17 protein-coding genes are annotated in these 15865 nt (G+C 35.8%); 10 read left to right on the top strand and 7 right to left on the bottom strand.

From position 1 onward, the window contains the following. The first annotated feature begins 51 nt into the window (after positions 1–51). The 4 genes from srlB (at position 52) to srlR (ending at position 2529) form a co-directional block, all read left to right on the top strand. Complete coding sequence (gene srlB / locus J3U56_RS09855; RefSeq protein ID WP_267334279.1) at positions 52–429, top strand: PTS glucitol/sorbitol transporter subunit IIA; 378 nt, start codon at positions 52–54, stop codon at positions 427–429. A 2-nt stretch (positions 430–431) separates the two neighbouring features. Continuing rightward, positions 432–1211, top strand: coding sequence for a sorbitol-6-phosphate dehydrogenase (srlD, locus tag J3U56_RS09850; protein ID WP_267334280.1), 780 nt, complete (start codon positions 432–434; stop codon positions 1209–1211). 73 nt (positions 1212–1284) lie between these two features. Next, a complete protein-coding gene (locus J3U56_RS09845; RefSeq protein ID WP_267334281.1) occupies positions 1285–1650 on the top strand; it encodes a transcriptional regulator GutM in 366 nt (121 codons plus the stop codon). Between the two features lie 99 nt (positions 1651–1749). After that, positions 1750–2529 (top strand): glucitol operon DNA-binding transcriptional repressor SrlR, encoded by a 780-nt coding sequence (srlR, locus tag J3U56_RS09840; RefSeq protein ID WP_267334282.1) that lies wholly within the window; start codon positions 1750–1752, stop codon positions 2527–2529. A 277-nt stretch (positions 2530–2806) separates the two neighbouring features. On the opposite strand, the gene serA is transcribed toward srlR, so the two are convergent. Both serA and rpiA read right to left on the bottom strand, forming a co-directional pair. Next, positions 2807–4048, bottom strand: coding sequence for a phosphoglycerate dehydrogenase (gene serA / locus J3U56_RS09835; protein ID WP_267334283.1), 1242 nt, complete (start codon positions 4046–4048; stop codon positions 2807–2809). Positions 4049–4134: 86 nt separating this feature from the next. Further along, positions 4135–4800 carry a ribose-5-phosphate isomerase RpiA gene (gene rpiA / locus J3U56_RS09830; RefSeq protein ID WP_267334284.1) on the bottom strand — a complete coding sequence of 222 codons (666 nt, stop codon included), beginning with the start codon at positions 4798–4800 and terminating at the stop codon, positions 4135–4137. Between the two features lie 206 nt (positions 4801–5006). Here rpiA and J3U56_RS09825 point away from each other — a divergent pair, with 206 nt between their 5' ends. The 4 genes from J3U56_RS09825 (at position 5007) to J3U56_RS09810 (ending at position 8101) form a co-directional block, all read left to right on the top strand. Then, entirely contained in the window at positions 5007–5912 is a 906-nt protein-coding gene (locus J3U56_RS09825) for a LysR family transcriptional regulator ArgP (RefSeq protein WP_267334285.1), read from the top strand. Between the two features lie 81 nt (positions 5913–5993). Next, positions 5994–7067, top strand: coding sequence for a uroporphyrinogen decarboxylase (gene hemE / locus J3U56_RS09820; RefSeq protein WP_267334286.1), 1074 nt, complete (start codon positions 5994–5996; stop codon positions 7065–7067). Continuing rightward, positions 7060–7653 (top strand): YjaG family protein, encoded by a 594-nt coding sequence (locus tag J3U56_RS09815; RefSeq protein ID WP_267367518.1) that lies wholly within the window; start codon positions 7060–7062, stop codon positions 7651–7653. Before hemE ends, J3U56_RS09815 begins: the two co-directional genes overlap by 8 nt. A 175-nt stretch (positions 7654–7828) precedes the next feature. Beyond that, positions 7829–8101 (top strand): HU family DNA-binding protein, encoded by a 273-nt coding sequence (locus J3U56_RS09810; RefSeq protein ID WP_065634002.1) that lies wholly within the window; start codon positions 7829–7831, stop codon positions 8099–8101. 146 nt (positions 8102–8247) lie between these two features. On the opposite strand, the gene ybaK is transcribed toward J3U56_RS09810, so the two are convergent. The 4 genes from ybaK to glyQ all read right to left on the bottom strand — a co-directional run bounded on the left by ybaK (position 8248) and on the right by glyQ (position 12724). Further along, positions 8248–8733, bottom strand: coding sequence for a Cys-tRNA(Pro) deacylase (gene ybaK / locus J3U56_RS09805; protein ID WP_267334288.1), 486 nt, complete (start codon positions 8731–8733; stop codon positions 8248–8250). 100 nt (positions 8734–8833) lie between these two features. Continuing rightward, positions 8834–9643: a hypothetical protein gene (locus J3U56_RS09800; protein ID WP_267334289.1), complete on the bottom strand. Its 810-nt coding sequence runs from the start codon at positions 9641–9643 to the stop codon at positions 8834–8836. Between the two features lie 66 nt (positions 9644–9709). Continuing rightward, positions 9710–11782 (bottom strand): glycine--tRNA ligase subunit beta, encoded by a 2073-nt coding sequence (gene glyS, locus J3U56_RS09795; RefSeq protein WP_416380346.1) that lies wholly within the window; start codon positions 11780–11782, stop codon positions 9710–9712. A gap of 9 nt (positions 11783–11791) precedes the next feature. Next, positions 11792–12724 (bottom strand): glycine--tRNA ligase subunit alpha, encoded by a 933-nt coding sequence (gene glyQ / locus J3U56_RS09790; protein ID WP_267334291.1) that lies wholly within the window; start codon positions 12722–12724, stop codon positions 11792–11794. A gap of 209 nt (positions 12725–12933) precedes the next feature. Here glyQ and envC point away from each other — a divergent pair, with 209 nt between their 5' ends. Continuing rightward, the gene (gene envC, locus J3U56_RS09785) at positions 12934–14145 is read left to right on the top strand and encodes a murein hydrolase activator EnvC (RefSeq protein WP_267367513.1); all 1212 of its coding nucleotides are present in this window, start codon (positions 12934–12936) and stop codon (positions 14143–14145) included. Continuing rightward, positions 14145–14966 (top strand): divergent polysaccharide deacetylase family protein, encoded by an 822-nt coding sequence (locus J3U56_RS09780; RefSeq protein WP_267344685.1) that lies wholly within the window; start codon positions 14145–14147, stop codon positions 14964–14966. Before envC ends, J3U56_RS09780 begins: the two co-directional genes overlap by 1 nt. Here the strand turns inward: J3U56_RS09780 and rapZ are convergent, their stop codons facing one another. After that, positions 14967–15815 (bottom strand): RNase adapter RapZ, encoded by an 849-nt coding sequence (gene rapZ / locus J3U56_RS09775; RefSeq protein WP_065634009.1) that lies wholly within the window; start codon positions 15813–15815, stop codon positions 14967–14969. Between the last annotated feature and the right edge of the window lie 50 nt (positions 15816–15865).

Raw genomic sequence — 15865 nt, 5'->3', positions numbered from 1 at the left:
TGTCTAGTTTGAAATGAATAAACGCACATTAAAGAAGAAAGAAGGTTAATAATGTCAAAGGTTATTTATCATTCAACTATTAATCAAATTGGTGACTTTGCGCAAGCTACTTTAGCTGATGGGATGCTGATATTATTCAAACAAGGCGCACCAGCAGATTTAGCTGATTACTGTTTTATTCATAATCATGATGATTTAAAACAGGAACTCGCCGTGGGTCAATCATTACAATTAGGTAATCATATTTATCAAATCACCTCTGTTGGTGATGTTGCTAGCGTTAATTTTCGTGAATTAGGTCATATCACACTAAGGTTTGATGGTAATCAGCAAGCGGAATTGCCAGGTACAGTGCATGTACAAGGTAAACTGCCAATTCAACTTAATGTAAATGATGAAATTAAAATTTTAAGTAATGAAGGAATATAAAAATGAAACAAGTCGCGGTCATTATAGGTGGTGGGCAAACACTCGGTGAATTTTTATGTCATGGTATTGCTGATGCTGGTTATCAAGTTGTTGTCGCTGATTTAAATATAGATAATGCTAATAAAGTAGCTCAAGCAATTAATCAAAAACATGGTTCAGGTACGGCTAAAGGTTTTGGTGTCGATGCGACCAACGAAGAAAGTGTTATCCAATTAGCTCAAGATGTTAATAGTTGTTTTAAACGTCTTGATTTGATGGTTTACAGTGCAGGTATTGCCAGAGCGGCACCAATTACCAATTTTGCATTAAATGATTTTCAATTGTCAGTAAATGTTAATCTTACTGGTTATTTTTTATGTGCGCGTGAATTTGCCAAAGTAATGATTGAACATAAAACAGCGGGGCGAATTATTCAAATTAATTCTAAATCAGGTAAAGTTGGAAGCAAACATAATTCAGGATATAGTGCGGCTAAATTTGGTGGTGTTGGCTTAACTCAATCTTTGGCCCTGGATCTTGCTGATCATGGCATTACTGTTAACTCATTAATGTTAGGTAATTTGCTTAAATCACCCATGTTTCAATCGCTAATTCCACAATATGCTAAAAAATTAGGCATTCCAGAGAGTGAAGTTGAGCAAGTATATATTGATAAAGTGCCACTTAAACGGGGTTGTGATTATCAAGATGTGCTCAATGTACTGCTATTTTATGCAAGTGACAAAGCCTCTTATTGTACTGGGCAATCAATTAACATTACTGGCGGTCAAGTGATGTTCTAGTTAAAATAAAGTGCGAAAGCAAGTTTAATGCTTTCGCACTCTGTTTAACTCAATCAATACTGGAAAAGCGCATATGAATATGACAACCACTTTTATTATTGTTGCTTTAATTGCTTGGTGTATTCAAATTGTATTTAGTTGGTTGCAAATTCGCCGTTTTAATCAAGCTTTTTTAGCTTTAAAAAAAGGGGCGTATTTAGGCGTTGGTCGAAGTAAAACCAAACGTTTTAAACCAAGGGTTTTAATTGCGGTATCGTTAGACAAAAATCAGGTCGTGATTGATTCAGTCCGCATGAAAGGTATTACCGTGTTTGCTTTACCTAAACCCATTCCACAGTTACATGGGATGTTGGTATCGAATATTATTCCAGAAAACATTTTTCCCTATGATCTTGCCTCACAAAGCGCGCTTACTATTGCATTAACAACAAATAAATAACTTTTATTTTGAAAAGTATTTTCTTTCATAATGAAGTATAATATTTTTTAAAATAAATTTATTTTGTTGGTTAACAATGATAAGTGGTGGTAACTGGGTATGAAAGTAAAGCAACGGCAAACAGCTATTTTAGAATATCTACAAAATCACGGGCAAGTCAGTGTTGATGAATTGGTCGCCCATTTTAAAACAACAGGTACCACTATTCGCAAAGACCTTACACAACTAAATGAAAGTGGTTTAGTCCTGCGTACTTATGGTGGGGCTATGTTAAATAGGGAAATTGGTGATAGGGCGATTGATCATAAAACTTATATCAATACTGCGCAAAAAAAAGCGATAGCTAAAGAAGCGGCAAAATTGATTCATGAGGGCGATTCGATTATTTTTGATGCAGGTAGTACCGTTGCCCAGATGATTCCAATGCTTGCCCGATTCAATAATCTTACTATTATGACCAATAGTTTACATATGGTTAATGAATTAGTTGCTAATGATAACGACCAAACCATAATATTAACGGGGGGCACTTTCCGGCGAAAATCGGCATCATTTCATAATAATAATGCCTCAGCAATTGCAGCCTTTGAATGTTACACTTTTGATAAACTTTTTATGGGGGCTGATGGTGTAGATTTAGTTGGAGGTGTAACCACATTTAATGAAAGTTATCATGGCAGTGTTGCCATGAGTAAAGCTGCTGCTAAATTAATTTTGTTAGCAGATTCTTCAAAGTTTGGGCGACGTAGCCCCAATGTTGTATGTGATTTAAGTGCTGTTGATACTATTATCACTGATGATAACTTAGATGATAAATACTATGATGCATTCGTTGAGCGCAACATTAACGTTATCAAAGTAAAAGTAATGGATAACTAATTTGCTATACAACCACAATCCAAAAAAGAACGTTATTTTATTAAGATAACTTTTTTAAAATTGTATTACTTATTAGTAGTCATTAAAAACTTTAATGGTAAGCGCTGTTTTCACACAGCTTTACAAGCTACTGAGTTTAGCCAAAAAAGAATCATGTTATCGTGATTTTAGATCAGGCTAATTTCATTGATTAAGGGGATTTAGAATTCATCAATCCCCTTTATACTATAAATAGACTATATTTTATTCTAAGCACGTTATGAGTCTATTTAGTTATTTAAAAGAGTAATCTTGCTCTAATTGTGCCCGGTACACTTTTGAGTTTAACTAATAATTCCTCAGCTTTATTTTGTTCTACTCTTTCAATATCAATAACAACATAACCAATTTTGGGATCGGTCTGTAAATACTGAGCCGAGATATTCAATCCTTGTTCTGCAAATAATGTATTAATTGCTGTCAATACGCCGGGTTGGTTATTGTGTATGTTGATAAAACGGCTAGATCCTTTTGCCGGAATCGGTAATGATGCTTCAGGAAAATTTACAGCGGACAAGGTAGCACCTGTGTCGGAGTATTTAGCCAGTTTTGTTGCCACTTCAATACCAATGTTTTCTTGAGCTTCAGTGGTTGAACCACCAATATGAGGCGTTATGATGACATTATCAAATTTGCACAAAGGTGATTCAAATGGATCGCTATTGGTGGCCGGTTCAGTAGGAAACACATCGATAGCCGCGCCACTTAATTTATGACTTTGTAGTGCTTGAGTTAATGCATCAAGATCGATAACTTTACCACGAGAGGCATTGATAAGAATGGCGTCGGACTTCATCATATCAATTTCATTTTGACTAATCATATTAATTGTTGTTGAATTTTCGGGGACATGTAAGCTAACAATGTCACTTAATTGCAACAACTCCTTCATGGTTGAAATTTGTTTGGCATTACCTAATGGTAATTTGGTTTCAATATCGTAAAAATAGACGTTCATCCCTAAAGATTCCGCTAAAACGCTTAATTGACTGCCAATATGACCATAACCAATGATGCCTAAATTTTTACCACGAGCTTCATGAGAACCAGTTGCAATCTTATTCCACTTTCCTTGATGTGCTTTAGCATTGGCTTCGGGTACACGACGAAGTAATAAAATTGCCTCGGCTAATACCAGCTCAGCAACCGATCGAGTATTAGAAAATGGTGCATTAAATACCGGAATACCTTTAACGGCAGCTGTATCTAGATCGACTTGATTGGTACCAATACAAAAACAACCAATTCCGGCAAGTTTTGGTGCTGCATCTATGATGTCTTTGGTTAAATGCGTTCTTGATCGGATTCCAATAAATCGCGCATCTTTTATTGCTTGTTGAAGCTCCGATGGCGATAGGGCACCTTTATGATATTCAATGTTGGTAAAGCCTGCAGATTTTAATGTATCAATTGCACTTTGATGGACACCTTCGAGTAATAAAAATTTATTATCATCTTTGCTTAACGCCTGAACAACCATTTTTTTCCTCTCTTTATTTAAGCATATCTATTGCTGCTTATTGTTATATTTTTATTTTTTAAATTAACGTATTAGCTAAGCGATAACTAATAGCTCGGTGTAATTTCTTTTACACCTGAACGGGTTCCAACCAGTGCTACATTAGCCCCTTTGTTGGCAAATAGACCTACTGTTACAACGCCAGCAATATTATTAATTCGATTTTCTAATTCCATTGGTTTTGCAATGATAAGATCATGAACATCTAAGATAACATTGCCATTATCAGTGATTACACCTTGACGATAAATTGGTTTACCGCCGAGTTTAAATAGTTCACGTGCAACATAAGAACGCGCCATAGGGATCACTTCTACCGGTAATGGAAATTTGCCAAGCACATCGACAACTTTTGATTCATCAACAATACACACAAATTGTTTGGATAATGCTGAGACAATTTTTTCACGCGTTAACGCGGCTCCTCCACCTTTTATCATCTGCAACAGATGATTAATTTCGTCGGCACCATCTACATATACATCTAAACTATCAACTTCATTACAATCCAATACGGGAATCCCATAATCTTTTAATTTTTGGGTTGATGCTTCGGAACTAGAAACCGTTCCTCTAATCTGATCCTTTATTGTTGCTAAGGCATCAATAAAATATGATGCAGTTGACCCTGTGCCTACACCAACTAATGAATCGGGTTTGACAAATTTTAACGCTGCAAAGCCGACGGCTTTTTTTAATTCATCCTGTGTCATGGTATCACCGTATTTAGAATATAATTTTCTCGAAAAAATAAAATTTTAAAAGCAAAATGATTGAAGATATGGCATAGTAACCAATTGGAAAGCAAAAATCATTAGTATTTTTTAGAAAATATTTTAAGTTTTAGATCTATTTAAAACTTTGCCAATTAAAATAGCTCGATTATTCAAGCAATGAGCAATTTATTAATAAAGAGATTATGAAGCGTCCAGATTATAGAGCATTACAAGCCTTAGATGCAGTAATAAAAGAGCGAGGATTTGAGAGAGCGGCAGATAAATTGTGTATCACACAACCTGCGGTGTCACAACGTATTAAACAGTTAGAAAGCTTTTTTGGTCAACAACTATTAGTGAGAACAATCCCCCCAAAGGCAACTAAACAAGGGGAGCATCTGTTAGGATTATTGCATCAGGTCGAATTATTAGAACAACAATGGTTAGGCGATAATGAACAAAATACCACGCCTTTGTCATTGTCTATTGCGATTAATGCAGATTCTTTGGCTACATGGGTGTTACCGGCTTTAAAACCAGTTTTAGATAAAAATATTCTTCGATTTGATATACAAATTAAAGATGAAGAGCATACTTTAGAGCTGTTGCGTTTAGGTACGGTCGTTGCTGCTATTAGCATTCAAGCTAATCCTTTACCTGGTTGTTTATCTGATTTACTGGGTGCTCTCGACTACATTTTTGTCGCTTCGCCTGATTTTGCCAAAAAATACTTTCCAAATGGTGTGACACGATCATCTTTACTCAAAGCACCAGCTGTTGCTTTTGACCATTTAGATGATATGCATCAAGCTTTTTTACAGGAAAATTTTAACTTAACACCGGGTAGTGTAATTTGTCATATTACCAGTTCATCAGAAGCGTTTGTACAACTTGCTAAACAAGGTTCAGCCTGTTGTATGATTCCTATGTTACAAGTTGAACAAGAGTTAAAAAATGGTGAATTAGTTAACTTAACCGAAGGCTTGTATCAAAGACGTATGCTCTATTGGCATCGTTTTGCGCCAGAAAGTAGTGTAATGCAAAATATTTCTGAAACTTTAATTCGTTATGCTAAGCTCACATTATCACAACCTCAAGAACACAAATAAACGCTATGATTTTTTACTGATACGTGATGTTAACGTTGCATTGCTTGACATAATATAATAGTTACTTAAAGAGCGGATATCATGAGCCAATTAAAAAATGATCGTTATTTACGCGCATTACAATGTCTACCTGTTGATTATACCCCTGTTTGGATGATGCGTCAGGCTGGGCGTTATTTACCTGAGTATAGACAGTTGCGCGCAAAGGCGGGTAATTTTATGACTATGTGCCAAACACCAGAACTGGCATGTGAAGCGACTTTACAACCCTTAACGCGTTTTGATCTTGATGCGGCTATTATTTTTTCTGATATATTGACCATACCTGATGCAATGGGATTAGGTCTGTATTTCGAGCCGGGTGAAGGACCAAAATTTCGTCAAACAATATCGAGCTTGTCTGATATTGAGCAGTTACCTATTCCCGATCCAAATGATTCATTAAGATATGTGATGGATGCAATAAGCCTAACCAAAAAAGAACTTAATGGTAAAGTTCCGTTGATTGGATTTTCGGGTAGCCCATGGACATTAGCAACTTATATGATTGAAGGGGGAAGTAGTAAAACGTTTACTAAAATAAAAAAAATGCTGTATAGCAAACCGAAAGTTTTACATTTACTTCTTGAAAAGCTTGCCGAAAGCATCGCGTTATATTTAAATGCCCAAATCGAAGCGGGCGCTCAATCGCTCATGATATTTGATACTTGGGGTGGCGTTTTAAGCCATCAATGTTATCAAACGTTTTCACTGCATTATATGCAGTTAATTTTATCAAAATTAAAACGAGGTCATAAAACTCAAGCTATTTCGTCCTATGTGCCAGTCACACTTTTCACCAAAGGTGGTGGGTTATGGTTAGATAGTATTGTGAATACAGGATGTGATGCAATTGGTGTTGATTGGACTGTGAATTTGAGCCATATTGCCCAAAAAGGACGCATTGCGGTACAAGGCAATTTAGATCCATCTGTGTTGTATGCCGGAAAGTTAACAATAGAATCAAATGTTGAAGCTGTGCTTAATGAATTTGGATGCCATAATGGTCATATTTTTAATTTAGGGCATGGTATTCACCAAGATATTCCCGTAGAACATGTACAATATTTAATTGAGGCTGTACACGAGCGGTCTAAAAGGTTTCATTATGATTAAAAATCCAGTTCAGTTAAGAGTTGAAAAATTAGCACCATGGCAACAATATTTATTTATGGTTTGCTTATGTGAACGAATGTACCCAAATTATGTCTATTATACCAAGCAACAGCATAATGAAGATGATGCTAAAAGCTATAAAAACATTCTTGATTTAATGTGGGAGTCATTATTAGTTGAGAAAGTTAAAATTAATTTTGATTTACAATTAGAAAAATTAGAGGCGATTATTCCCACTGTGAACGAAGATAGCGCTTATATGATCTATCCTGCGATTGATGCTTGTCAGGCCTTAAGTGAGCTTATACATGCTCATCTAACGGATGATATTGCCGAACATACAGCAAAAGTTAGTAGTATATCGGCAACCACGGTAGCTGAATTCGAAATGACAAAATTAGATACCTATCTTTCCAAAGATGAACAGTTAAATTTACCGGGTGTGATTGAAGAATTTGATTTGCAATGGGAAATATTTCGATTATTGCGCGAAGAATCTCATGACAAGATTGATCTAATAAAGGGTTTAAAAGACGATATTAGGGCGGCTCAAATAAGCAATATTGGTGTTTTTTTGAGCGATTAAGCCGCTGAATGCCCTATTTTTTTATTTTTTACTAAATTTTTCTTTAACATTGGATGAATATAGACTACATTTAACATCAATGTAATCTAAACATTGTTTACAGGGGCAAAGTCGGTTATTGACATTGCTTATAATGTTAACTTTAACAATAAAATAATTATGTAAGGATATCTCCATGAATAAAACAGAACTTGTAGATGCAATTGCTAGCAAAGCGGATATTACTAAGGTTGCAGCTAAAACTGCATTAGAAGCAACTTTAGCAGCTATTACTGAATCATTAAAAGCTGGAGATCCAGTGCAATTAGTTGGTTTTGGTACATTCAAAGTTAATCATCGAAATGCTCGTATCGGCCGTAACCCTAAAACAGGTAAAGAAATCAAAATTGCTGCAGGCAAAGTACCAGCGTTCGTATCAGGTAAAAGCTTGAAAGAAGCAATTAAATAATTTTTTTCTGTCGATATTTACTTTTGACAGGGTATTTTAGACCTTAAGGTAATCCCTTAAGGTCTTTGTATTTTCCCATCATTCTATTTTAAGTTTTAAATCACCATATAAATATTAAACTAACCCAACATGATATGATCAGCAAATTAGGCTTTAATATCAACCAATTGTGCAGGTAATGCGTTAACAAGATCTTGTGGTTTAATTTCGATTTCGAGACCTCTTTTACCGCCAGATATCAACATTGAGCTAAGATCATTAGCACTAAGATCAATAAGTGTGGTGAGCTGTTTTTTTTGTCCCAATGGACTGATTCCTCCTACCAAATACCCCGTGATTTTTTGCGCTAAATGGGCATCGGCCAACTCTATTTTTTTACAATTTAATGCTTTTGCCGCTTTTTTTAGATCCAAATGGTAATCAACAGGTACAACACAAACTGCTAATGTTTTATCATTGCCATTTAAAGTTACGACTAAAGTTTTAAATATTTGGTTGGATGTAATGTGTAAACTTGGATCGAGTTTATTTGCTGCTTCTTGACCATAATGGGTCTGATTAGGATCATGATCATATTGATGAATTTTGAATGGAATTCTCAATTTTTTTAGTTGGTCAATTGCGGGCGTCATCGTGTTTTCCAAAAGAATTAGATAATAGAAATGATTGTCTAATTTTAATCACTCTATTCACATTTGTTAATAGAGTGATTAAGAATAAGCGTAAATAATGTTAGATAGTTAAATTATTATTTTGCTCAGGTGTGTTATGTGATAGTTGCTCATTCTTTGACAGAATAGTTAGACGATAGAAGAAACAAATACAAAAAATACTTGTGAGTATTTGCAAAGTTGAGCTGATGATATTTATTACAAGGTTATTAAGTGCACTATCGACAATAGAAAAGAGAATTGATACCGTGCAATAAATTAAAACCATTGGAACGGTTAAACGCCAATAAGAAATGGCATATTTATGACTTTCTACAAAATGTTGAATAAACGTTTTTGTTGAAGGTGCAATAATTGAACCTTGAAAATAATAAGAAATTGTTACTATCAGCAATATTGCGGCAATGATTAATACACCAAACAAAAACGTTACCATTTTAGCGGGTAAAATAAATTGCAACATCATAAATATCAATGTTAAAAATATCATAGCAAACAGAATGATAAATAAATAAGTTAGGTAAAAACTTATGATATTGAGCGCATTTGGTAACATTCGAGATAAGATAAGATTAAAATCGAATTTATCGTGGATTGAATAGTTATAAACAACAGCAAGTAGTATCGCTTGCATGATGAAAGTGATGACCAAACTAATTAACGCAGGTTTTAATACATACATTAATAATTGATCGACTGTCATAGTCGTGCTCGATAATTGTTTAAACATTTGTGGATCAATTAAATAACTACTGATACATGTTGTAATTAAACTGACGATAAAACTGATAATAACGAGTTGTAAAAAACGGTTTTTGACAAAATTAGTTGTTTGATTAAATACTTGAGAAAAAGATACTTCGATTTGCATGTCTCGTTCCTACTAATAAGGTGGTAACCTAATTGGTTACCACTATAGTGATAAATAAATTACAAATTACGATTGTAGTAATGAAATATCCGCAACTTTTAAAAATAAATTTTGCAATTTTTTCAGCAATGCTAACCGATTAAGTTTAATTTTTTCATCATCTGCCATGACCATGGTTGAGGCAAAAAATGCATCAACAGGTGCTTTAAGTGCAGACAATTCTACTAAAGCTTGTTGATAACGACCTTGAGTAAAATAAGGGGCTAATTTATCGGTTAATACTGCAACTTGCATAGCAAGTTCACCTTCTGCGCCTGCTTCAAGTAGTGAGGCATTCACCGCATCAGGTATCATTAATTCTGTTTTAGAGAGGATATTTGATACCCGCTTGTTAGCTTCAGCAAGCGAAGAGGCTTCTGGCAGTGTTCTAAAATGTGTCACGGCTTTAATGCGCGCATCAAAATCAGCAGGCTTGGTTGGATTAAGTGCGAGTACTGCTTGTATGGTATCAATGGTAAAACCTTGCTCTTGATACCAGGCTCGGAATCGACCTTGCATAAAGCTGACAATATCTTCCACAACCTGTTTATTGTTGAGTTTGTCACCATATAATGAAACAGCAAAATTTGATAATTCGACAAGATCGAGCGGTAAGTTATTCTCAACAATAATACGCAAAATACCAATTGCAGCGCGGCGTAAAGCAAAAGGGTCTTTATCACCTTTAGGGTGTTGCCCTATACCAAAAATACCGGCTAACGTATCCATTTTTTCGGCAATTGATACCGCACTTGATACATTTGTGCTTGGCAACTCATCCCCAGCAAAACGTGGTTTGTATTGCTCTTCAATCGCGGTGGCAACTTCAATGCTTTCACCATCTTTTAGCGCTAAATAACGTCCCATTATTCCTTGTGTTTCGGGAAATTCAAAAACAGTATTGGTGACTAAATCGCATTTAGTAAGTTTACCTGCACGTTTAGCTTGTTCGACATTAGCCCCAATTTTGTCGGCTATAAAACCAGCTAGTGACTCAATTCGTAATGATTTGTCTTTGACTGTTCCAAGCTGTTGTTGGAATAACACCGTTTCTAAACGAGGTAGACGATCTTCCAAGCGCTGTTTTAAATCTGTTTTGTAAAAAAATTCAGCATCGGCTAAGCGTGGGCGTACTACTTTTTCATTACCTGAAATGACCACTTGCGGATCTTTTGATTCGATATTGGCAACAAAAATAAAATTCGGTAATAATTTTCCTTGTTTATCATAAACAGGAAAATATTTTTGATCGCCTTTCATCGTATAAACCAGTGATTCGGCTGGTACATCTAAAAATCTTTCTTCAAATTTAGCCGTTAAAACAACAGGCCATTCAACCAATGACGAGACTTCTTCTAACAAGCTTTCGGTTAAATCAGCTTTACCATTTAATTTTGCTGCGGCTTGCTCTGCTTGCTGTTTAATAATTGATTTTCGTTTGTCATAATCGGCAATAACTTTACCACGTTGCTCCAACATTTCTGGATATTGGTCGGCATTATCAATGGTGAATTCCTGTTCACCCATAAAACGATGCCCACGAATGATGCGGTTTGACTCAATGTCTAAAATTGTGCCCGGTACTAATTCATCACCATATAACATCGTTACCGTATGACTCGGACGAATAAATTCAACTTGTCGAGCTGCCCAGCGCATTGGTTTTGGAATAGGTAATTTGCTTAACGCACCTTTAACCATATCACACAATAGGTTAACAACAGGTTGGCCTTTTTGGTTTTGGGTATAAGATAACCATTCACCTTTATCTGTTTGAATACGCTCTGCTTGGTCAACAGTAATACCACAACCACGAGCCCAGCCTTCAGCTGCTTTAGTTGGTTTACCATTAGCATCAAATGCTGCACTAACAGCCGGTCCTCGTTTAACAATTTGGCTATCGGGTTGAGTATCATTTAAATTTAGAACTTTTAATGCTAAGCGTCGCGGTGAAGCATACCAAAGTACTTCGCCATGTTCTAACTTGGCATTGTCCAGTTGCTCAATAAAATTTGCCGCAAAACTTTCAGCTAAAGTGCGGAGTGATTTAGGTGGTAGCTCTTCGGTACCAATTTCCACTAAAAATGTTTTTTGCATAATATTAAAATCCTACTTTGATGCACTTTGATTTGACGGTGAATGTTGGCACATTGGAAAACCAAGCGCTTCACGTGATGCATAATATGCTTCAGCAACCATTTTGGTTAATGTTCGAATGCGCAATATATAACGTTGGCGTTCAGTTACTGAAATAGCTTTACGCGCATCAAGTAAATTAAAACAGTGTGCAGCTTTTAAAATACGTTCGTAAGCAGGTAGTGGCAGCGGTTTTTCTAATTCGAGTAACATTTTTGCTTCTTTTTCATGTTGTTCAAAGCAATAAAATAGAAAATCAATATTGGCATATTCAAAATTATACGTTGATTGCTCAACTTCATTTTGATGGAACACATCACCATAAGTGGTTTTACCAAATGCGCCATCACTCCAAACCAAATCATACACACTATCGACACCTTGAATATACATCGCAAGGCGTTCTAAACCATAAGTGATTTCACCAGTGACGGGTTTACACTCAAGACCACCCACTTGTTGGAAATAGGTAAATTGAGTCACTTCCATCCCATTTAACCATACTTCCCAGCCAAGCCCCCAAGCACCTAATGTAGGGTTTTCCCAGTTGTCTTCTACAAAACGAATATCATTAACGGTTGGATCGAGCCCTAACTCTTTTAATGAACCCAGATAGAGCTCTTGAATGTTGTCTGGAGAGGGTTTTAAGATAACTTGAAATTGATAGTAGTGTTGTAACCTATTAGGGTTTTCACCATAGCGCCCATCAGTTGGACGGCGAGAGGGTTGAACGTAAGCAGCATTAATGGGTTCAGGTCCAAGAGCGCGTAAACACGTCATCGGGTGTGAAGTACCGGCCCCAACTTCCATATCCAATGGCTGAATCACCGTACAACCTTGATTAGCCCAGTAATCTTGTAACGTTAGTATTAACCCTTGAAAGGTTTTGACATTAAACTTTTGCATGATGTTATCTTTATGGTTGAATTGATTGTTCGATAATTTAAATAGTGTTGTATTTTATACTTTTTATTGGAGCTTGTGAAATGCCTAATTACTATCTGTTGCAATTACTCTCAATGCTTATCTAAATAGTTTTGGTTTTGCATCTTTATGCATTTCTAGGTATAGTGTTTTATCCCTTTTGCTTGGTTATCAATACTTATCATAATGCCATGGCTATTTATCGATATTTTCTAACGTTTATTTTTATTGGACTTACACAAGTTAATGTTTTGTATGCTGCTGATGATAATCAGCAGTTACAGACTTTGCGTCGTTCAATTCAAGAACAAGAAAATCGTTTAGCTGAGCAAAAAAAAGAGCGAAACCAATTAGTTAACGATCTTAAACAGCAAGAAACAGAAATTGCAAAATTATTGACTTCAATTGAGAAAAACGATTTAACTTTAAAAAAAATCGATAGTGAAATTAATCGGTTAATTAAACAAATTGAACAATTAAATATTAAGCAACAACAACAGCGAAATGCATTATCTAAACAACTTGAAAGCGCATTTAAATTAGGAAAAACAACAGGATTATCGCTGATTTTTGCCAGTGAACAAAGTGAGCGTAATGAACGGCTGATTAATTATTATGGTTATATTAATCAAGCTAGACAACAACTGATTAATGCACTTCGTGAAACGCAATTACAGTTAAATGAAAAAAAATTAACGTTACAAAATAAACAAATTTCACAGCAAGCATTACAAACCAAACAGAAACAAGAACAAGTTGGTCTTGAAAAAAACCGTCAAGATCGACAAAAAACCATTACTTCGCTCGAATCATCCATGCAGGTCAATCAACAAAGATTGGCTGAACTGCGTGAAAATGAAACCAAGTTACAAGCAAAAATTGCTCAAGCCGAAAAAGAGAGTCGACGATTAGCCGAAGAAGAAGCAAGACAGGCAAAACATATTGAGCAGAAACAAAAAAACACCAACTACACTTTAAATTCTGATGAACGGGCATTAATGGCACGTGTCAGTGGTATAGGCAAACCACAACACCAATTTAATTGGCCGGTCACAGGGCCAGTCGTACATCGATTTGGTGAGTCATTGCAAGGTGAACTGTATTGGAAAGGTATGGTAATTAATGCGAAGGATGGTACCCAAGTTAAGGCAATCGCTGATGGTCGAGTGATACTGGCCAGTTGGTTGCAAGGTTATGGTTTTGTGGTTGCACTTGAGCATGGTAAAGGCGATATGAGTTTATATGGTTATAACCAACGTGTTTTAGTCGATGTAGGCGATAAAATCTCCACTGGACAGGCCATTGCTTTAGTTGGTTCAAGTGGAGGGCAAAATAGTTCAGGACTCTATTTTGAGATTCGCCGAGATGGTAAGGCGTTAGATCCTAAAGGTTGGTTAAAATAATGTATCGTTTAATCATTCACATACTTATTAGTCTGTTATTTTTTAATCCAAGTCTAGTTTTTGCGGCACAATTAGCTCTGGTTATTGATGATTTTGGTTATCGGCAACATAATGAAGAGCAAATTATAAAATTATCAACCGATATAACAGTTGCTGTTTTACCCCATTCACCTAATGCAAAACGTATCGCTAATATGGCTCATGAACAGGGGAATGATGTGATTATACACTTACCCATGGCACCAATGGGTAAGCAGCCACTAGAAAAAGATACATTGTTCCCCACTATGAGCGAAACTGAGATTAATCGCATTGTGAATAATGCTATTGAGCGTGTACCTCATGCTATTGGTGTTAATAATCATATGGGTAGTTTAATGACATCCAATCTTAATGGTATGCAATATGTTATGAAAGCACTTAGCCCACACTCTATGTTTTTTTTAGATAGTAAAACGATTGGCAAAACAGCTGTTAAAACAGCAGCGAGCGCCTATAATATACCTGTAGTTGTGCGTGATGTATTTTTAGATGATCAGCAAAATGAACATGCTATTAGCCAGCAATTTGAATTAGCTATTCAAGTTGCTCGTAAAAAAGGGGTTGCCATTGCCATTGGTCATCCTCATCCACAGACACTCAATGTGTTAAAAAATAAATTAGCGCAATTGCCTTCAGATATAACATTAATCAAAGTCAGTGAGCTTGTTACACCACAACCTGAACCAATAAAGCCAAAAGCAACGTTAAAAGAGATTATGGACAGATATAAACAGCGCTGCGATCAAGTTTGGCATTTTTATCATACCGAAAACGAATAATTATTTTTTTTCTAAGGTTCGGTGCCGGATTTGTACTTGCTTATTTTGTGCTTTGAAAAATTCAGCCAGCTGTTCAGCAATAAAAACGGAGCGATGTTGGCCTCCGGTACAACCAATAGCAATGGTTAAATAACTACGATTGTTTTTTTCTAACATCGGTAACCATTGCTGTAAATAACTGGCGGTTTGATAGATAAAATTAGTCACTTCATCATGCTGAAATAGATATTTTTTTACTGGCTCATCTAATCCAGTTAGGGGACGTAGTGCAATATCCCAATGGGGATTAGGTAAAAAACGGACATCAAAAACAAAATCGGCATCGACTGGCAAACCATGTTTAAAACCAAAGGATTCAAAGATCATGGTTAATTCACGTTCTTTTTTACCTAAAATACGTGTTCGTAAAATGTCTGATAGTTGATGTACTGAAAGATTATCAGTATTAATGACTAAACTTGCATTGGATTTTAATGATTCTAAATATTTTTCTTCAAGATCGATTGCTTCTTCAAGCGAGTATTTTTGATTGGTCAAGGGATGGATTCGTCTGGTTTCGCTATAACGACGAATTAGGGTATTGCGGCTACAGTCAAAGAAGATAATCTCGGGTGTGACAGAGTTTGGCAGTTGTTGCAAAATGTCGCGGTTAAAATCAAAATTTGGCGGTAAATTGCGAATATCGATGCTAACAGCAACGGGGGTATTATTGTTTTTTAATGAGTCGGCTAATTGTGGCAATAGCACAACAGGGATGTTATCCACACAATAAAAACCCATATCTTCTAGTGCACGTAGTGCAATCGATTTTCCAGAACCTGAACGGCCACTAACGATCATCAGAATCACAATGTTAACTCCAATATGCTAATTAACTTAAGTATATACCGTTTACTCAA

The sequence above is a fragment of the Gilliamella sp. B2824 genome (genome assembly GCF_026536245.1).
Taxonomy (GTDB): domain Bacteria; phylum Pseudomonadota; class Gammaproteobacteria; order Enterobacterales; family Orbaceae; genus Gilliamella.
The sequence above is the reverse complement of the archived record's forward strand: the minus strand, read 5'-3'. Positions and strand labels throughout refer to the sequence as shown.